This is a genomic window from Streptomyces asoensis (assembly GCF_016860545.1).
Taxonomy (GTDB): Bacteria; Actinomycetota; Actinomycetes; order Streptomycetales; family Streptomycetaceae; genus Streptomyces; species Streptomyces asoensis.
This window is the reverse complement of record NZ_BNEB01000003.1, coordinates 1,325,415-1,343,279: the sequence shown is the minus strand read 5'-3', so window position 1 is coordinate 1,343,279 and position 17,865 is coordinate 1,325,415. Positions and strand designations below refer to the sequence as shown.

Annotated in this window: 18 protein-coding genes; 9 read left to right on the top strand and 9 right to left on the bottom strand. The window is 69.1% G+C overall.

The genetic code is table 11. From position 1 onward, the window contains the following. Nucleotides 1-147: 147 nt before the first annotated feature. The 5 genes from Saso_RS18710 to dnaA form a co-directional block, all read right to left on the bottom strand. The gene (locus Saso_RS18710) at nucleotides 148-684 is read right to left on the bottom strand and encodes a DciA family protein (protein WP_189923646.1); all 537 of its coding nucleotides are present in this window, start codon (nucleotides 682-684) and stop codon (nucleotides 148-150) included. Beyond that, nucleotides 681-1,802 carry a DNA replication/repair protein RecF gene (gene recF / locus Saso_RS18705; protein WP_189923648.1) on the bottom strand — a complete coding sequence of 374 codons (1,122 nt, stop codon included), beginning with the start codon at nucleotides 1,800-1,802 and terminating at the stop codon, nucleotides 681-683. Before recF ends, Saso_RS18710 begins: the two co-directional genes overlap by 4 nt. Nucleotides 1,803-1,854: 52 nt before the next feature. Then, the gene (gene gnd, locus Saso_RS18700) at nucleotides 1,855-2,730 is read right to left on the bottom strand and encodes a phosphogluconate dehydrogenase (NAD(+)-dependent, decarboxylating) (RefSeq protein WP_189923650.1); all 876 of its coding nucleotides are present in this window, start codon (nucleotides 2,728-2,730) and stop codon (nucleotides 1,855-1,857) included. A gap of 200 nt (nucleotides 2,731-2,930) precedes the next feature. Continuing rightward, a complete protein-coding gene (gene dnaN / locus Saso_RS18695) occupies nucleotides 2,931-4,061 on the bottom strand; it encodes a DNA polymerase III subunit beta (RefSeq protein WP_189923651.1) in 1,131 nt (376 codons plus the stop codon). Between the two features lie 1,140 nt (nucleotides 4,062-5,201). After that, nucleotides 5,202-7,289 (bottom strand): chromosomal replication initiator protein DnaA, encoded by a 2,088-nt coding sequence (dnaA, locus tag Saso_RS18690; protein WP_189923652.1) that lies wholly within the window; start codon nucleotides 7,287-7,289, stop codon nucleotides 5,202-5,204. A 378-nt stretch (nucleotides 7,290-7,667) separates the two neighbouring features. Between dnaA and rpmH the strand changes: the two genes are divergently transcribed. The 9 genes from rpmH (at nucleotide 7,668) to Saso_RS18645 (ending at nucleotide 14,566) form a co-directional block, all read left to right on the top strand. Beyond that, nucleotides 7,668-7,805 carry a 50S ribosomal protein L34 gene (gene rpmH / locus Saso_RS18685; RefSeq protein ID WP_018846094.1) on the top strand — a complete coding sequence of 46 codons (138 nt, stop codon included), beginning with the start codon at nucleotides 7,668-7,670 and terminating at the stop codon, nucleotides 7,803-7,805. A 21-nt stretch (nucleotides 7,806-7,826) separates the two neighbouring features. Continuing rightward, nucleotides 7,827-8,198, top strand: coding sequence for a ribonuclease P protein component (rnpA, locus tag Saso_RS18680; protein ID WP_078615780.1), 372 nt, complete (start codon nucleotides 7,827-7,829; stop codon nucleotides 8,196-8,198). Then, complete coding sequence (yidD, locus tag Saso_RS18675) at nucleotides 8,195-8,554, top strand: membrane protein insertion efficiency factor YidD (RefSeq protein WP_189923653.1); 360 nt, start codon at nucleotides 8,195-8,197, stop codon at nucleotides 8,552-8,554. Before rnpA ends, yidD begins: the two co-directional genes overlap by 4 nt. A 3-nt stretch (nucleotides 8,555-8,557) precedes the next feature. After that, on the top strand, nucleotides 8,558-9,838 hold the full coding sequence (yidC, locus tag Saso_RS18670; RefSeq protein WP_189923654.1) for a membrane protein insertase YidC: 1,281 nt from the start codon (nucleotides 8,558-8,560) through the stop codon (nucleotides 9,836-9,838). 15 nt (nucleotides 9,839-9,853) lie between these two features. After that, nucleotides 9,854-10,366, top strand: a complete 513-nt coding sequence (locus tag Saso_RS18665) for a Jag family protein (RefSeq protein ID WP_189923655.1) — start codon at nucleotides 9,854-9,856, stop codon at nucleotides 10,364-10,366. Nucleotides 10,367-10,484: 118 nt separating this feature from the next. Then, nucleotides 10,485-11,201, top strand: coding sequence for a 16S rRNA (guanine(527)-N(7))-methyltransferase RsmG (rsmG, locus tag Saso_RS18660; protein ID WP_189923656.1), 717 nt, complete (start codon nucleotides 10,485-10,487; stop codon nucleotides 11,199-11,201). A gap of 250 nt (nucleotides 11,202-11,451) precedes the next feature. Then, a complete protein-coding gene (locus tag Saso_RS18655) occupies nucleotides 11,452-12,525 on the top strand; it encodes an AAA family ATPase (protein ID WP_189923975.1) in 1,074 nt (357 codons plus the stop codon). Further along, entirely contained in the window at nucleotides 12,522-13,622 is a 1,101-nt protein-coding gene (locus tag Saso_RS18650) for a ParB/RepB/Spo0J family partition protein (RefSeq protein WP_189923658.1), read from the top strand. Before Saso_RS18655 ends, Saso_RS18650 begins: the two co-directional genes overlap by 4 nt. Nucleotides 13,623-13,948: 326 nt before the next feature. Further along, nucleotides 13,949-14,566 (top strand): GNAT family N-acetyltransferase, encoded by a 618-nt coding sequence (locus Saso_RS18645; protein WP_189923660.1) that lies wholly within the window; start codon nucleotides 13,949-13,951, stop codon nucleotides 14,564-14,566. 88 nt (nucleotides 14,567-14,654) lie between these two features. Here the strand turns inward: Saso_RS18645 and trxA are convergent, their stop codons facing one another. From trxA to sigM, 4 genes are all read right to left on the bottom strand, one after another. After that, nucleotides 14,655-14,987, bottom strand: coding sequence for a thioredoxin (gene trxA / locus Saso_RS18640; RefSeq protein ID WP_189923662.1), 333 nt, complete (start codon nucleotides 14,985-14,987; stop codon nucleotides 14,655-14,657). A 38-nt stretch (nucleotides 14,988-15,025) separates the two neighbouring features. Then, nucleotides 15,026-15,994: a thioredoxin-disulfide reductase gene (gene trxB, locus Saso_RS18635; protein WP_189923664.1), complete on the bottom strand. Its 969-nt coding sequence runs from the start codon at nucleotides 15,992-15,994 to the stop codon at nucleotides 15,026-15,028. Nucleotides 15,995-16,181: 187 nt separating this feature from the next. Beyond that, entirely contained in the window at nucleotides 16,182-17,132 is a 951-nt protein-coding gene (locus Saso_RS18630) for an anti-sigma factor family protein (protein ID WP_189923666.1), read from the bottom strand. Further along, a complete protein-coding gene (gene sigM / locus Saso_RS18625; protein WP_189923668.1) occupies nucleotides 17,129-17,854 on the bottom strand; it encodes an RNA polymerase sigma factor SigM in 726 nt (241 codons plus the stop codon). Before sigM ends, Saso_RS18630 begins: the two co-directional genes overlap by 4 nt. Nucleotides 17,855-17,865 lie beyond the last annotated feature (11 nt).

Here is a 17,865-nt window from a genome sequence, read left to right as displayed (position 1 = left end):
AGGCTCACGGAGGCACTCAGCGCTTCCGGGCGTCAACCCTTGGCTACTTGGGAGTCAGGTCGCGATTCGCACCCGCACGCGGGCACACGGAACGAAGGCCGGGCGGTCCGCACAGGACCGTCCCGGCCTTCCGGTACGTGACACACGTCACCCGTAGGTGTCGCCGGGACCGGTGCTCCCAGGGGCCCTGAGGGGGCCGTAGCGGCGCACGGGACCGCTGGGACCCAGGACCTTGATCTGACGCACCGCGCCGTGCCCGACGTCCTCGTTGAGCCGCGCGACCAGCGTCGGCGCCAGCAGCCTCAGGTTCGTCGCCCAGGCCGTCGAGTCGCAGCGCACGACGAGCACCCGCTCGTCCTCGTCGTACCGCTCCGGCACGCAGTGCTTGGCCACGTCCTCGCCGACGATCTGCGGCCACCGGCCCATCACGCCGCCCACCGCGGCCGGCGCCTCCCAGCCCCGTTCGGTGAGCAGCCGGTTGATCGCGGCGCCCAGCGCCATCGGGTCACGGCCGTCGGCGCGCGCCCCGGAACGCAGTCCGCCGCCGCGCCGCGCCTGCTTCTTCTGCTGCGCCGCGTCCCCCCGCGCGCGTGCCTGCTCACGGGCCGCCCTGAGCGCGACCCGCGCGAGATCGACACCGGACGGCTCGGGGACCCGCTTCGCGGCGGGCTCCTCGGCGGTCATACGCGCTCCACCGTCCCCTCGCTCACGGCGTACCGGACACCGGCCAGCACGTGCGGCACGTCGTCGTCGACCGCCGCCGTCACCAGCACCTGCTCGCCCGGCGCCACCATCTCGGCCAGCCGCTCGCGCCGGCGCACGTCCAGCTCGGCGAAGACGTCGTCCAGGACCAGCACCGGCTCGTTGCCCTCGGCCCGCAGCAGGTCGTAGGAGGCCAGCCGCAGCGCCAGCGCGTACGACCAGGACTCGCCGTGGGAGGCGTACCCCTTGGCGGGCAGCTGACCCAGCTTGAGGACCACGTCGTCGCGGTGCGGGCCCACCAGCGTGACGCCCCGCTCGATCTCCTGCTTGCGCACGTCCGCGAGCGCGGCCAGCAGCTGCCCGTAGAGGTCCTCACGCGTGTGTGCCTCGCCGGGCGCGGACGGCTTGTACTCCAGCGCCACCGGACCGCCGCCGGGCGCGAGCTGCTCGTACGCCTTGTCGGCCAGCGGCTGGAGCGCGGCCACCAGGTCGAGACGCTGGGCGAGCAGCTCGGCGCCCACGCGCGCGAGGTGCTGGTCCCACACGTCCAGGGTCGACAGGTCCATCGAGCGCCCGCCGTGCCGCCGCGCGAGCGCGGCCGTCTTCAGGAGCGTGTTGCGCTGCTTGAGGACCCGCTCGTAGTCGGAGCGCACACCCGCCATCCGCGGCGACCGCGCGGTGATCAGCTCGTCGAGGAAGCGCCGCCGCTCACCCGGATCCCCCTTGATCAGCGCGAGGTCCTCGGGCGCGAACAGCACGGTCCGTACGATGCCCAGCACGTCACGGGGCCTGACCTGCGAGGACCTGTTGATGCGGGCGCGGTTGGCCTTGCCCGGGTTCAGCTCGAGTTCGACCAGCTGCTGCCGCTCGCCCTGCCTGACCTGCGCCCGGACGATCGCGCGGTCGGCGCCCATCCGGACCAGCGGCGCGTCCGAGGAGACCCGGTGGCTGCCGAGGGTGGCGAGATAGCCGACGGCCTCGACGAGGTTCGTCTTGCCCTGCCCGTTGGGGCCCACGAAGGAGGTGACGCCCGGGTCCAGTGGAACCTCGACCCGGGCGTACGAGCGGAAGTCGGCCAGCGACAGATGCGTGACGTGCATGGTCGTGTCCCGACCTCCCCCAGGGTTGTGGATCGCGGGGCGACCCTGTGGACTACTTCTTCTCGACCGCGTGGCCGCCGAACTGGTTGCGCAGCGCCGCGATCATCTTCATCTGCGGCGAGTCGTCCTGACGGGACGCGAACCGCGCGAACAGCGAGGCCGTGATCGCGGGCAGCGGCACGGCGTTGTCGATGGCGGCCTCGACGGTCCAGCGGCCCTCGCCGGAGTCCTGGGCGAAGCCGCGCAGCCGGTCGAGGTGCTCGTCCTCGTCGAGGGCGTTGACGGCCAGGTCGAGCAGCCAGGACCGGATGACCGTGCCCTCCTGCCAGGAGCGGAAGACCTCGCGCACGTCCGTGACGGAGTCGACCTTCTCCAGGAGCTCCCAGCCCTCGGCGTAGGCCTGCATCATGGCGTACTCGATGCCGTTGTGGACCATCTTCGCGAAGTGGCCGGCGCCGACCTTGCCGGCGTGCACCGCGCCGAAGTCGCCCTCGGGCTTGAGGGCGTCGAAGACCGGCTGGACCCTGGCCACGTGCTCCGCGTCGCCGCCGTACATCAGCGCGTAGCCGTTCTCCAGGCCCCAGACGCCGCCGGAGACACCGCAGTCGACGAAGCCGATGCCCTTGGCGGCCAGTTCCCCGGCGTGCTTCTCGTCGTCCGTCCAGCGGGAGTTGCCGCCGTCCACGACCACGTCGCCCGGCTCGAGCAGCTCGGCGAGCTCGTCGACGGTCGACTGGGTGGCCGCACCCGCCGGGACCATCACCCAGACCACGCGCGGGCCCTTGAGCCCGTCCACGAGCTCTTGCAGGCTGTGGACATCGGCGAGTTCCGGGTTGCGGTCGTACCCGACGACGGTGTGGCCCGCGCGGCGGATCCGCTCGCGCATGTTGCCGCCCATCTTGCCGAGGCCGATGAGACCGAGCTCCATCAGTTGTTCCTTAGGTCGCTGTGTGGCGTATGAGGCACTCTCGTACCCATGTCCGAGCCTAAACCCGGACCCTTACGCACACCTGTGGGCATACGCGCTCAGACGTACGACCCCACCTGGGGATTCACCGCGGGTTCTCCCCAGGGGCCGCCCCGGTCGTCCACCGTCTGTGGACAACCGGTCGGACAGCGGTACCGGCGTCAGCCGCTCAGGCGCACCGGCATGATCAGGTACTTGTAGGCGTCGTCCGCCTCCGCGTCCAGCGCGGGCTTGCCGCTCAGCAGTGCGGGCTTGGTGGACGTGGTGAAGGACAGCTGCGCCACGGGGGAGTCGATGGCGCTCAGACCGTCCAGCAGGAAGGTCGGGTTGAAGGCGATCGAGATGTCGTCGCCGTCGAGCTGCGCGTCGACCCGCTCCACAGCCTGTGCGTCGTCGCTGGAGCCGGCCTCCAGGATGAGCACGCCCTGCTCGAAGCTGAGCCGCACCGGGGTGTTGCGCTCGGCGACCAGGGCCACGCGCTTGACGGCCTCCACGAAGGGGGCGGTCTCGATCACGGCGACCGAGTTGAACTCGGTCGGGAACAGCGTGCGGTACTTCGGGAGGTCGCCCTCCAGGAGACGGGTCGTCGTCCGCCGTCCCGCGCCCTCGAAGCCGATCAGGCCCTCGCCCGCGCCGGATCCGGAGAGCGCCAGGATGACGCTGTCGCCGCTGGTGAGTGCCTTGGCGGTGTCCAGGAGCGTCTTGGCGGGCACCAGGGCGACCGCGGAGGCGTCCGGGTTCTCCGGCTTCCACAGGAACTCGCGGACCGCGAAGCGGTAGCGGTCGGTGGAGGCCAGCGTGACGGTGTCGCCCTCGATCTCGATGCGGACACCGGTGAGCACGGGCAGCGTGTCGTCACGGCCGGCGGCGATGGCGACCTGGGCGGCGGCGGAGGCGAAGACCTCGCCGGGGACCGTGCCCGTCGCGTTCGGCATCTGCGGCAGAGAGGGGTACTCCTCCACAGGCAGTGTGTGCAGCGTGAAGCGCGAGGAGCCGCAGACCACCGTGGCCCGCACCCCGTCCGTGGAGATCTCCACCGGGCGGTTGGGCAGGGCGCGGCAGATGTCGGCGAGCAGCCGGCCGGAGACGAGGACGGTGCCCTCCTCCTCGACCTCGGTCTCCACGGAGACACGGGCGGAGACCTCGTAGTCGAAGCTGGACAGGCTCAGCTGGCCGTCCTCCGCCTTCAGCAGCAGACCGGCGAGGACAGGCGCCGGCGGACGGGCCGGGAGGCTGCGAGCCGCCCAGGCCACGGCCTCCGCGAGTACGTCGCGTTCCACCCGGATCTTCACTCTTGCCGCCTCCTGCTGTTGCCGGCGCTTCTCGCCCTGCCTGGCCTTCGTCGTCTGTCTCGGTGTGACCGTCGCCGCTGAGGGGCAGGACCACCGGGGAACAGTCTGACGCACCGCACTGACAGTCGGTGCCCCTCGGGGTCAAGTCGTGACGAGGGGCAGCCGGGCACCGAGGAGCGAGTTGTGCACAGGACCCCCTTCTAAACGGATTTCTCGCTCTCTCTAGTTGGGAGTAGTAGTAGGGCCTGTGGAAACGGTGGATAACTCCGTTTTCCCAGCTCAGAGGCGAGATTTTGTCCACTGGTCCTGTGGGCGGAGGCGGTGGATAACTAGGGCCTTCTGTGGAGAACAGAAAGTTCTGCACACGCCGTACACAGGCTGAGGCGAGTTCTCCCCAGCGGCGTCCCCAGGTTTACCCACCTTTCCCACAGGCCAACCCGGCACCTTCGTGTGACGCCTTTCACTCGGGCCGGTGAGGAGGCGCGTCAGGTTGCCGAACAGTGGACAGCCATGTGGAGAAGTCGGAGATCGCTGGGGACAACCGGCCCCAGCCTGTGGGTTGTCGGTGGACAACCTCGTGCACAGGCTGTGGAACATTTCTCTGTCCACAGCCTGTGGAAATCCTTCGTCCACGAATCCACAGGCAGGTGACCTGCCCTGATCGTCCCGCACCTCGAGCGCCTGTGGACACAGTCTGGACAACTTCGCAGTCCCCAGGGTGTGGACGGGAGAAAGTCACCGAATCTGTGGAGAGTGGCCGTAACCCGGCCGGTAATCGAACACCGGATGACCGGCGACCGACGCCTGCGGCCCGCGACCGGACCCCGATCCGGGCGGATCCGGGGCGGATCGGGGCTCGATCCGGGTCGTCCGGGGGCCCTTCGGGGTCGCGTGAGGGCCGTTTCGGGGGCACGGCCGGGCGTGGCTGGGGTGGGCGATGGGCTGCCGACGGGCCCGGTGCGGGCGATGCCGGCCGTCGACGGTGGGCATGGGCATGGGCGGGTCCGGGGGCTCAGGTCCTCGGGTTGAAGCTCGGGGACCTGTCCAGGCTCGGGGGCACCTCAGGACGACGAAAGGCGTCCCCGGAGGCTCTCCGGGGACGCCCTGGGCGGCTGGGCGGCTGGGCCGTCCGCGTGGGGGTCAGCCGTTCTTGATGCGGTTGGTCAGCTCGGTGACCTGGTTGTAGATGGAGCGCCGCTCGGCCATCAGATTGCGGATCTTGCGGTCCGCGTGCATGACCGTCGTGTGGTCCCGCCCGCCGAACAGCGCGCCGATCTTCGGCAGCGACAGGTCCGTCAGCTCGCGGCACAGGTACATGGCGATCTGCCGGGCCGTCACCAGCGCGCGCCCGCGCGAGGTGCCGCACAGGTCCTCGATCGTCAGCCCGAAGTAGTCGGCGGTCGCGCCCATGATGGCCGTCGAGGTGATCTCGGGGGCGGAGTCCTCGCCACCGGGGATCAGGTCCTTCAGCACGATCTCGGTCAGGCCGAGGTCCACCGGCTGCCGGTTGAGCGACGCGAACGCCGTCACCCTGATCAGCGCGCCCTCCAGCTCGCGGATGTTGCGCGAGATCCGGGACGCGATGAACTCCAGTACCTCCGGCGGGGCGTTGAGCTGCTCCTGCACCGCCTTCTTGCGGAGGATCGCGATGCGCGTCTCCAGCTCGGGCGGCTGGACGTCGGTGATCAGACCCCACTCGAAACGGTTCCGCAGCCGGTCCTCCAGCGTGACCAGCTGCTTCGGCGGCCGGTCGCTGGACAGCACGATCTGCTTGTTCGCGTTGTGGAGCGTGTTGAAGGTGTGGAAGAACTCCTCCTGCGTCGACTCCTTGTCCGCGAGGAACTGGATGTCGTCGACGAGCAGGATGTCCATCTCCCGGTACCGCTTGCGGAAGCTGTCGCCCTTGCCGTCACGGATCGAGTTGATGAACTCGTTGGTGAACTCCTCGGAGCTCACGTACCGCACGCGCGTGCCCGGGTAGAGACTGCGCGCGTAGTGCCCGATGGCGTGCAGCAGGTGCGTCTTGCCGAGGCCCGACTCCCCGTAGATGAAGAGGGGGTTGTAGGCCTTCGCGGGCGCCTCGGCGACGGCGACGGCGGCCGCGTGCGCGAACCGGTTGGAGGCGCCGATGACGAAGGTGTCGAAGAGGTACTTCGGGTTCAGGCGCGCGGTCGGCTCACCCGGACCCGGGGTCGGCGAGGACTGCTTGGCCGACGGGCCGGGACCCCCGGCGCCGGGCTGGCCGGGGCCGCCCGGGCCACCGCGGTGCGGGTGGCCGGGACCGCCCGCCGACGGGTCGGGCAGCTCACGCCGGCCCGGGTCGCGCTGGTCGTAGTCGGAGCGCGAGGCCTCGTACTCCGGACGCTTCTGCTCGTACGGCGCGGGGTCGTACGGCGGGCGGTCCATCTGCTGGGGACGGTAGTCCTGCGACGGCGGCCCGTAGGAGTCCTGCTGCGAGGGGGCGCCGTACGGTGCCTGGGACGCGGGCCCGCCGTACGTGTCCTGTGACGAGGGCGACGCGTAGGGGTCGCGCTCCGGGAAGCCGAGCCGCTGCTGCTGCCAGCTGTACTCGTCCTGCTGGGGCCGCGGCCAGGCACCGGGCTCCGGCCGCTGGTACTCCGAAGGGTACGCGGGCCGTGTGGTGGGCAGCTGGTCCTGGCGCTGGTCGGGCCGCTGCTCCTGGCGCTGGTCCGGTCGCTGGTCCGGTCGCTGGTCCTGGCGGCCGCCGGGATGCTGGTCCCCGGACGTCGAGGGCTGATGTTCGGCGCGGTGCCGGCCGTAGCCCTCGTATCGGTTGTCGTACTGGTCCTTGTTCTGGTTCTCGTACGACGACGTGTCGTACCCGGAGTCGTACCGGCTCTCCTGGCCGTCGTAGGGGCCGGCGGGGAGCTCGGGCTCCTCGTAGCGCGACTGCTGCGGGGTGGGGGGCGCAGGCGGGGCCGGGGGCTCACCCGCGGAGTCGTCGACCGTGATCGCGATCCGGATCGGGCGGCCGCACTCGCGGCTCAGGGTCTCGCTGACGACCGGGGCGAGCCGGCCCTCGAGGACGCCCTTGGCGAACTCGTTCGGCACGGCGAGCAGGGCGGTGTCGGCGACCAGCGCCAGCGGCTGGCACCGGCGGATCCAGTGCTCGTCCTTCACCTCGACACCCTGGCCGCGGCCCTCCCCGAGGAGCTGCTCCAGTACGCGTGGCCACACTGCGGCAAGATCGGCAGGCACGTCAGCCACAGGGCACGCTCTCTCGTGGGTCCCACGAACGTGTGGTTGCGGGACGATCGGGATTCATATCGGGTGGGGGCAGGGACAAAGGAACGAATCGGAGTTCAGCCACGGTAGTCAGGCCGACGGCTACGGTTCAAGTTGTTGTCCCCAGCCTGTGGATAGTGTCTCCCGGTGACCGCTGGTTTGACCGAATGGCGGAGCCGCGCGTACCGTAACCAGGTCGAGTTGTCGATGGCTGCTGCCGCCTGCCTCCGATGGGCACAGATCACGTCAGGTGATCGGGAAGCGGTGCACTCGGGCGTTTAACCGCGAGCTACCTCGTGGGCGCACGGTGACAGCCAGGACGGCACCCCGCCACCACCGATTGATTTCTGGAGCCCCCGAGTGAGCAAGCGCACCTTCCAGCCGAACAACCGTCGTCGTGCCAAGACCCACGGCTTCCGTCTGCGGATGCGTACCCGTGCCGGTCGCGCGATTCTCGCGAACCGCCGCAGCAAGGGTCGCGCCAACCTGTCCGCCTGAGCCTGATCAGGTCATGACGTCGTGCTGCCTACCGAGCATCGGCTGAGGCGGCGCGAGGACTTCGCGACCGCGGTACGACGAGGTCGTCGGGCCGGCCGCCCGACCCTCGTGGTCCATCTTCGAAGCGGTGCCACGGACCCGCACGCGCCTGGGGAGAGCGCTCCCCCGACGCGTGCGGGTTTCGTCGTGAGCAAGGCCGTGGGCGGCGCCGTCGTCCGCAACAAGGTGAAACGCAGACTGCGTCATCTGATGCGGGACCGGGTCACCCTGTTTCCCCCCGGTAGCCTGGTAGTCGTACGGGCGCTGCCCGGGGCGGGCGACGCCGATCACGCACAGCTGGCCCAAGACCTGGATGCCGCCCTTCAACGGCTACTGGGAGGGGGCGCGCGATGAAGTACCCGCTACTGGCTCTGATCAAGCTCTACCAGTGGACGATCAGTCCGCTGCTCGGGCCGGTGTGCAAGTACTACCCGTCGTGCTCCCACTACGGCTACACGGCCATCGACCGACACGGTGCGATCAAGGGAACGGCACTCACCGCCTGGCGCATCCTGCGGTGCAATCCGTGGTCGCTCGGCGGCGTGGACCATGTTCCGCCGCGCAAGCGCCCGCGGTGGCACGAAATGCTGCGTGACGCCTGGCGTGCACGCAGGGGCGGGAACTCCGCCGCCGAAACGGCCACCGAAGAGGATCTTCCGTCTCCTTCGAGCCCGGCCGCAGAGACACCGTCCCATGCCCAAGGAGCATGATTAGTGGACACGATTGCCAGCCTCTTCAGCTTCATCACGACACCTGTCTCCTGGGTCATCGTCCAGTTCCACACGGTGTACGGGGCCATCTTCGGCCCGGACACCGGGTGGGCCTGGGGCCTGTCCATCGTGTCCCTGGTGATTCTGATCCGAATCTGCCTGATCCCGCTCTTCGTGAAGCAGATCAAGGCCACTCGGGCGATGCAGACGCTTCAGCCCGAGATGAAGAAGATCCAGGAGCGCTACAAGAACGACAAACAGCGCCAGTCCGAAGAGATGATGAAGCTGTACAAGGAGACGGGCACCAACCCGCTCTCCTCGTGCCTTCCCATCCTGGCGCAGTCCCCGTTCTTCTTCGCGCTCTACCACGTGCTCAACGGCATCGCCAACGGCGAGACCATCGGCGTGATCAACCAGAGCCTGCTGGAGAGTGCCCAGAAGGCGCACATCTTCGGTGCTCCGCTGGCCGCGAAGTTCACGGACAGCGCCTCCGACCTGGCATCGCTCGACGCCTCGCTGCTGAACGTCCGCATCGTCACCGCGATCATGATCGTGCTGATGTCGGCCTCGCAGTTCTTCACGCAGCGCCAGCTCATGACGAAGAACGTCGACACCTCGGTGAAGACGCCGTTCATGCAGCAGCAGAAGATGCTGATGTACGTCTTCCCCGTCATGTTCGCGGTCTTCGGCATCAACTTCCCCGTCGGTGTCCTCGTCTACTGGCTGACCACCAACGTGTGGACCATGGGCCAGCAGATGTACGTGATCCGCAACAACCCGACGCCGGGTTCCAAGGCTCAGGCCGCCTACCTGGAGCGCCTGTACAAGCACGTCACGCACCACGGCAAGACCCGCAGCCGCGGCGAGCGGGCGATCGTCAAGGCCATCGTCGCCAAGGGCCGTGACCGCAACGACGCCGAGCGCAAGTTCATCAACGGTCTGACCAAGGTGGGCTTCGCCGCCCAGGCCGACGGCACCGTCATCAAGAGCGAGGCCCAGGCCGCGGCCCAGGCCGAGGACGGCACCACGACGACCGCGACCGCCAGGCGGCAGCAGCCCAAGCGGCAGTCGAAGTCGCAGCGCCAGTCCGCGGCCCCCGCGAAGGGCGCCGACGAGGCAGTCTCGCTGAGCAAGTCCGACGAGCCCGAGGACAGCAAGCCCTCCGGATCCGCCGGTACGGCCAAGCAGGCCCCGTCCAAGCCCGGCAGCGCCGGACGCAGCAAGGCCCAGTCCGGGCAGCGCAAGGGCGGCCCGCAGCGCCCCAAGTCCCCGTCCAAGAAGTAAGAAGGAGCCCATCCCGTGACGGAAGGCACCACCTCCGCTGCCGCCGAGGGTGCAGACACCCTGACCCGCCTGGAGCAGGAGGGCGAGATCGCGGCGGACTACCTCGAGGGTCTGCTGGACATCGCTGATCTCGACGGCGACATCGACATGGACGTCGAGGCCGACCGCGCCTCTGTGTCGATCATCAGCGACGCGGGCACCCGTGAGCTGCTGAAGCTGGTCGGCCGGGACGGCGAGGTGCTGGAGGCGCTCCAGGAACTCACGCGCCTGGCCGTGCACCGGGAGACCGGCGACCGCAGCCGGCTGATGCTGGACATCGCGGGCTACCGCGCCCAGAAGCGTGCCGAGCTCTCCGAGCTGGGCGCCAAGGCCGCGGCCGACGCGAAGAACAACGGTGAGCCGGTCAAGCTGAACCCGATGACGCCCTTCGAGCGCAAGGTCGTCCACGACGCGGTCAAGGCCGCCGGTCTGCGCAGCGAGTCCGAGGGCGAGGAGCCGCAGCGCTTCGTCGTCGTCCTGCCCAACTGATTCGGTACATGCGTAACCCCGGCCCCGTCTGTCGCGCAGACGGGGCCGGTCTTTGTCAGCCCGGTAGTTTCGGTGGTCGGCGCGCGAAGCGCTGATGCGGTACGGAAGGACGGTCCCCGTGACGGAGGCAGCGGAACTCCCCCCTGCGCCCGAGGTGGCACGCGAGGTATTCGGCGATCGCTTCGACGACGCGGTCCGCTATGCCGAGCTGCTGGCCGAGGCAGGCGTGCAGCGCGGGCTCATCGGCCCTCGGGAGGTGCCCCGCCTGTGGGAGAGGCATCTGCTGAACTGCGCGGTGCTCTCGGAGGTCGTGCCCGAGGGCGTGACAGTGTGCGACGTCGGCTCGGGCGCCGGCCTGCCCGGCATTCCCCTGGCACTCGTACGCGAGGACCTGAAGATCACCCTGCTGGAGCCGCTTCTACGGCGCACGAACTTCCTCACCGAAGTCGTCGAACTCCTCGGTCTGGACCATGTGACGGTCGCGCGAGGACGTGCCGAGGAGGTCATGGGCAAGGTGCCGCCCGTGCACGTGGTGACCGCACGGGCCGTCGCGCCGCTGGACCGCCTGGCCACGTGGGGCATTCCGCTCCTGCGGCCCTACGGCGAGATGCTCGCCCTCAAGGGGGACACCGCCGAGGAGGAGCTGAAGAGCGCGTCCACCGCGCTGAGCAAGCTCGGAGCCGTGGGCACCTCGATCCTGCATGTGGGTGAGGGAGTGGTGGATCCGCTCTCCACGGTGGTGCGGGTCGAGGTCGGGGAGAGCCCCGGTGGTGTGAGGTTCGCCGCCAAGCGGGCGAAGGCGGCGCGTACCAGTCGCACCCGCCGACGCCGCTGAGGCGTACTCCACACAAGCTGCCAAACCCACGCACCACGGAGTGTCGTCGGGGATCCGGCTGTCGGCGCTGTGCATCGTGTTTCACGTGAAACGTCGCTCTCTGCTCCACGGCATCATCAGCCGCGGCCGCGCCGCTGCCGAACCCCGCGACCGCAAGCCTCTCGGTTCACTCGATGCGGGACGGGAGTTGTCCACAGAGGTGGATTTCTCCACAGAACAACAGGCCTCACTGGTTCATGACCCCGAAGGCATGGGAGGCTCTGTTCATTGCGAGCCTGAAGTCGAGGAGAGTGAATCCTTGCGGTCCGACGCCAACATCGCGGGACCGATGACCGATCCGGTCCCCGGTCCCCGTACCGAGTCGTTCGGGGAGGATGTTTCACGTGAAACACCGCCCCCGATGGACGACACTCCGATCGGTCGTGCTGCCCAACTCGCGGTGGAGGCTCTGGGCCGCGCCGGCGAGGGTCTGCCACGTCCCGAGCAGACCCGTGTGATCGTGGTCGCCAACCAGAAGGGCGGCGTGGGCAAGACGACGACGACCGTCAATCTTGCCGCCTCACTGGCCCTGCACGGTGGCCGAGTCCTGGTGGTCGACCTCGACCCGCAGGGCAACGCGTCCACCGCCCTGGGGATCGACCACCACGCCGAGGTGCCATCGATCTATGACGTGCTGGTCGACAGCCGTCCTCTCTCGGAAGTCGTCCAGCCCGTTCCTGATGTGGAAGGCCTCTTCTGCGCTCCCGCCACGATCGATCTCGCCGGAGCGGAGATCGAGTTGGTGTCCCTGGTAGCGCGCGAGAGCCGCCTCCAGCGAGCGATCCAGGCGTACGAGCAGCCGCTCGACTACATCCTTATCGACTGCCCCCCTTCTCTCGGCCTGCTGACGGTCAACGCGCTGGTGGCCGGCGCCGAGGTGCTCATCCCGATCCAGTGCGAGTACTACGCGCTGGAAGGTCTGGGGCAGCTGCTGCGCAACGTCGACCTCGTGCGGGGTCATCTCAACCCGACCCTGCATGTGTCGACGATCCTGCTCACCATGTACGACGGCCGGACGCGTCTGGCGTCGCAGGTCGCGGAAGAGGTGCGCACGCACTTCGGCGAGGAGGTGCTGCGGACGAGCATTCCCCGCTCCGTCCGTATCTCCGAAGCGCCGAGCTACGGACAGACGGTGCTGACCTACGATCCGGGATCGAGCGGCGCTCTCTCCTACCTTGAGGCAGCACGAGAGCTCGCGCTGAGGGGTGTCGGTGTCAGCTACGACGCGACCCACGCCCACGTCGGCGCTCAGAACAACCCGAATCTGGTGGAGGGCATTCAGTGAGTGAGCGACGGAGGGGGCTGGGCCGCGGTCTGGGTGCGTTGATCCCTGCTGCACCGACGGAGAAGACACCGGCACAGGCCGCACTGGGAGGCGGGGCGACCACGTCACCCGCAGCCGTACCGGTCCTGACGACCGACCGTGGGGTGGCCGCGGCGAAGGTGGCCACGCTGCCGCCTGTTTCACGTGAAACAGAGGAACTGCTGTCGAACGGTTCTGTGGAGACACCCGCGCCGCCGGTCGGCGCGTATTTTGCCGAGATCCCGCTCGACCACATCGCGCCGAACCCGCGCCAGCCGCGTGAGGTCTTCGACGAGGACGCGCTGCACGAGCTGATCACCTCCATCAAGGAGGTCGGGCTCCTCCAGCCGGTCGTGGTGCGCCAGCTCGGTCCCGCGCGCTTCGAGCTCATCATGGGTGAGCGTCGTTGGCGGGCCTGTCGTGAGGCCGGCCTGGAGGCGATCCCGGCGATCGTGCGGGCCACCGACGACGAGAAGCTACTCCTGGACGCCCTTCTGGAGAACCTCCACCGGGCTCAGCTGAACCCGCTGGAAGAGGCAGCCGCCTACGACCAGCTGCTCAAGGACTTCAACTGCACCCACGACCAGCTGGCGGACCGAATCGGACGTTCCCGCCCGCAGGTCTCCAACACGCTGCGTCTGCTCAAGCTCTCGCCGGCGGTCCAGCGGCGCGTGGCGGCCGGAGTGCTTTCCGCCGGTCACGCCCGGGCGCTGCTCTCCGTCGACGACTCGGAGGAGCAGGACCGGCTGGCTCACCGCATCGTGGCCGAGGGCCTCTCGGTGCGGGCCGTCGAAGAGATCGTGACCCTCATGGGATCGCGTCCGCAGACGGCTCAGCGAGCGAAGGGGCCCAGGGCCGGCGGTCGGGTCTCCCCGGCGCTGACCGACCTGGCCACCCGTCTCTCGGACCGCTTCGAGACCCGGGTGAAGGTCGACCTGGGACAGAAGAAGGGCAAGATCACCGTCGAGTTCGCCTCCATGGAGGACCTGGAGCGCATCCTCGACTCGCTGGCGCCCGGCGAGGGACCCGTCCTTCAGAAGGGTCTCGTGGAGGGCGACGCCGAGGAATCCGAAGGCTGAGCCCTTGACCGGCCCAGGCAGGGCCGGTCGTAGGACAGTGAGCGGGCCGTGTCCGGTGTGTACCGGAAAACGGCCCGCTCTTTGCTTTCAGGCAGTATCGATGGAATCGCATCGTGGATACGATGCGGAGAGGTTGTGGCGCATCCACCTGGCAGTACCTCGGAGCGGGAGGCGAGGCGCATGCGAACGATGAGCCGGACGGGACTGGTGAGCGCCGGGCTGGGCCTGGGCGCGGTCGGCGGCTTCGTCGCCAGCCTGCTCAGGGAATGGAGCGCTCTGACAGCCGCTCGCGACGCCGCGAGCGAGGAAAGCGAGGAACAGCCTTCATGGGGCGTCGGCTCGTACCGCTCACGCTGGACAACCTTCAAGACCTTCCCAAGCGCTGTAGGGCGTGTGTCTTCTGGGAACTGGACCCCGTCAGCGGTGCGGCCGCGGTAAGGACGGGTACGTCCGACCTCGAGAAGGAGTCCTGGATCTCCGCAGTCCTGCTGGACTGGGGGTCGTGCGGACGGGTCGTCTATGTCGATGACATCCCGGTGGGCTTCGTGCTCTACGCGCCGCCCGCCTACGTTCCCCGTTCGACGGCGTTCCCCACGAGCCCGGTGTCCCCGGACGCCGTGCAGCTGATCACCGCCTTCATCATGCCGGGATACCAGGGGCAGGGTCTGGGCCGTGTGATGGTCCAGACGGTCGCGAAGGATCTGCTGCGTCGGGGCTTCAAGGCCATCGAGGCATTCGGTGACGCCCGCTGGAGGGAACCGGCCTGTGTGCTCCCGGCCGACCATCTGCTGGCGGTGGGCTTCAAGACCGTGCGCCCTCACCCCTCTCATCCTCGGATGAGGCTGGAGCTGCGGACCACCCTCTCCTGGAAGGAAGACGTGGAGATGGCGCTGGACCGGTTGCTGGGGGCGGTACAGAAGGAGCCGGCGCTGCGGCCCCTGTAGGTGAGACACAACGTAGGGGCCGGCCCTCATGGGCCGGCCCCTACGTGTTTCACGTGAAACATCAGCCGTCGGTGGACGGCTCAGTGCGTCACTCGGAGATGAAGGTCTCCAGGTCACGGACGAGCGCGGCCTTCGGCTTGGCGCCGACGATGGTCTTGGCGACCTCGCCACCCTGGTAGACGTTCAGGGTCGGGATCGACATGACGCCGTACTTGGCGGCCGTGTTCGGGTTCTCGTCGATGTTGAGCTTGACGATCTCGATCTTGTCACCGTGCTCGGCGGCGATGGCCTCGAGCGACGGGGCGATCTGGCGGCACGGTCCGCACCAGGCGGCCCAGAAGTCCACCAGGACGGGCTTGTCACTCTTGAGGACGACCTCTTCGAAGTCGGCGTCGGTCACGTTCTTCAGGGTGCCGGCCACAGGGGGCTCCTTCATTCTGTGCGATGTGCGGGTGAGGGTCAGACGGAGGTCTTCTCGGGCTCGGCGGGCTCTTCGTCCGAGAGGGCGGCGAGGTAGCGCTCGGCGTCCAGGGCGGAGGAGCAGCCGGTACCGGCGGCGGTGATCGCCTGGCGGTAGGTGTGGTCGACCACGTCGCCGGCGGCGAAGACGCCGGTCACGTTCGTACGGGTGGAGGGCGCGGACACCTTGAGGTAGCCCTCCTCGTCGAGGTCGAGCTGACCCTTGAAGAGTTCGGTACGCGGGTCGTGGCCGATCGCGATGAACAGACCGGTCACGGGGAGGTCCGAGAGCTCACCCGTCTTGAGGTTGCGCAGCTTCAGGCCGGCCAGCTTCGGGTCACCCTGGATCTCGGCGACCTCACTGTCCCAGACGAACTTGATCTTCGGGTCGGCGAAGGCGCGCTCCTGCATCGCCTTGGAGGCGCGCAGGGTGTCCCGGCGGTGGACGATGGTCACGGACTTGGCGAAGCGCGAGAGGAAGGTCGCCTCCTCCATCGCGGTGTCGCCGCCGCCGATCACGGCGATGTCCTGGTCCTTGAAGAAGAAGCCGTCGCAGGTGGCACACCAGGAGACGCCGCGGCCGGAGAGCGCGTCCTCGTTCGGCAGACCGAGCTTGCGGTGCTGGGAGCCCGTGGTGACGATGACGGCCTTGGCCCGGTGGATGGTGCCCGCGGTGTCCGTGACGGTCTTGATCTCACCGGTGAGGTCGACGGAGACGATGTCGTCGGGGATGAGCTCGGCACCGAAACGCTCGGCCTGGGCGCGCATGTTGTCCATGAGCTCGGGGCCCATGATGCCGTCCTGGAAGCCGGGGAAGTTCTCGACCTCGGTGGTGTTCATCAGTGCACCGCCCGCGGTGACGGCGCCTTCGAACACGAGCGGCTTCAGCGAGGCGCGTGCGGTGTACAGCGCCGCGGTGTAGCCGGCGGGCCCGGAGCCGATGATGATCACGTTACGGACGTCGCTCACGGCTTGATTCCTCGTCTCTGGGGACTGCATCGGGAGAGCGGTGGGAGCCACTTGGACTCTCACCCCACCCAACGGATCCTAAGGGGCGTGCATTCCCACTGTGTCCGGGCACACGGAACACGCGAGGGTGCCGTGGTGGGAGCGCCGGAGCACGACGAGGACAGAAGTCCCCGCGAGCGGCGTGCAGTCAGCGACGCGGGTACGAGTGGTGCAGCAGGACGGTGGCCGGGCCCGAGGAAGGGCGCTCGACACACGTGCTGTCCATCAGATAGGCGTCGACCCGGGAGCTGTCGGACGGGTCGGGCAGCACGACGAGCAGAGCGTCCGTTCCCTGATAGGTGCCCGCCTGGGTGGCGAGGGCCGAGTCGCTGCGTCCGATCCCCTTCTGTACGCAGGGAGGGACCGCGGGCGGCTGGAGCAGGGTCCTGGGGGAGGCGGCACCGGATGAAGCGGTGTCGGGTTCCCCCTGCATGCTCTGGTTGCGCGGTGCAGGGGAGCCGCCGGTCTTGGTGAGGAGGCTGGTGACCTGTCCTTGCAGCCGGCCAGCGGAGAACGTGTCCGGCCCGTTGGTCCCGTGGGCCGAAGTGCCCGGCGATCCCCCGCCCGTGAGGGACGACACCAGCACGGATCCGAGGCCCAGCGCCGCGGCTGTGAGGACCGCTCCGAGGACAGCTGCCTTGCGGCGCCCGCGGCGTGGGCGTTCCTTGCGGCCCGGGCCGGTGGTGGTCGTGCGGGCGCGTCCGGAGGGCCGGTCCGCCGCTGGCGTCGTCACCGCCGCTGTCGTCGTCACCGCCGCGGGCGTTGTTTCACGTGAAACATGGGGAGCGTCCGGCGTCGCAGGTGCGTCGGTCGTCCGCGGGACTTCGGTCTCTTTCTCCATCGTGGCGTCGAGCAGCGCTTCGGCGGCGAGCGCGGCATCGATGCGCTGGGCGACGTCGTCCGGCATACGTGCGGGCCCGGGGAGATCGCCCAGGAGACCGCGGATCTCCTCGAGGGACGCGTGGACGTCCGCGCAGAGCTCGCACGTGTCCACGTGGCGGCGTACGTCGGCGCTCCGGGAAGGGGTGAGCAGGCCTTCGGTGAGGTCGGAGATCTCCGTGACGTCCGGATGCCCGGTCGTGTCCGTCGTCGAGGTCACACTCGCCCACCTCCGCCCTTCACAGCAGCTGAATCGCCTGTCCCGGCGTTGCCCGGCTTCTCGTCCCGAGGTTCCGCTGTCGGTGGGACGGATGTCTCCTGCGCCCGGTTCCGTCCTGTGCCGTTTTCTCTGTCGCCGCCGGTGCCCGGGGGCCGCAGATGGGTCAGGAGCGGCAGGAGTCTGGCTCTGCCCCGGGCGCAGCGGCTCTTCACGGTGCCGGACGGCACGTCGAGCACACGGGCGGCCTCGGCGACCGGATAGCCCTGCATGTCGACGAGGACGAGGGCGGCCTGCTGGTCCGGGGGGAGAGTGCCGAGCGCCTCGATGAGCTGGCGGTGCAGATCGTTGCGTTCGGCGGGGGCGGCCGCCGACTCGTGCGGTTCGAGGAGTTGCTCCAAGCGCTCGGTGTCGTCGACCGGTGAGGTCTTGCGGGACGCCGCCTTGCGCGCGCGGTCCAGGCAGGCGTTGACCGTGATGCGGTGGAGCCAGGTCGTGACGGCGGACTGGCCGCGGAAGGTGTGGGCGGCCCGGTAGGCGGAGACCAGAGCGTCCTGGACGGCGTCAGCGGCCTCCTCGCGGTCGCCCAGCGTGCGCAGGGCCACCGCCCATAGCCGGTCGCGGTGACGCCGGACGAGTTCACCGAAGGCGTCGGGGTCGCCCTTCACATGCCGGGCGAGGAGGTCCTGGTCACTCGTGGCGTCGTATCCGGCGCCTTCAGCCATCGGACCCCCTC

What these genes read in the sequence shown, in the direction of transcription:
- Saso_RS18655 (WP_189923975.1), top strand. Translation starts at nt 11,452, where the DNA reads ATGGGAGGCTCTGTTCATTGCGAGCCTGAAGTCGAGGAGAGTGAATCC.
- sigM (WP_189923668.1), bottom strand. Translation starts at nt 17,854, where the DNA reads ATGGCTGAAGGCGCCGGATACGACGCCACGAGTGACCAGGACCTCCTC.
- recF (WP_189923648.1), bottom strand. Translation starts at nt 1,802, where the DNA reads ATGCACGTCACGCATCTGTCGCTGGCCGACTTCCGCTCGTACGCCCGG.
- gnd (WP_189923650.1), bottom strand. Translation starts at nt 2,730, where the DNA reads ATGGAGCTCGGTCTCATCGGCCTCGGCAAGATGGGCGGCAACATGCGC.
- Saso_RS18645 (WP_189923660.1), top strand. Translation starts at nt 13,949, where the DNA reads ATGGGGCGTCGGCTCGTACCGCTCACGCTGGACAACCTTCAAGACCTT.
- Saso_RS18710 (WP_189923646.1), bottom strand. Translation starts at nt 684, where the DNA reads ATGACCGCCGAGGAGCCCGCCGCGAAGCGGGTCCCCGAGCCGTCCGGT.
- yidD (WP_189923653.1), top strand. Translation starts at nt 8,195, where the DNA reads ATGAAGTACCCGCTACTGGCTCTGATCAAGCTCTACCAGTGGACGATC.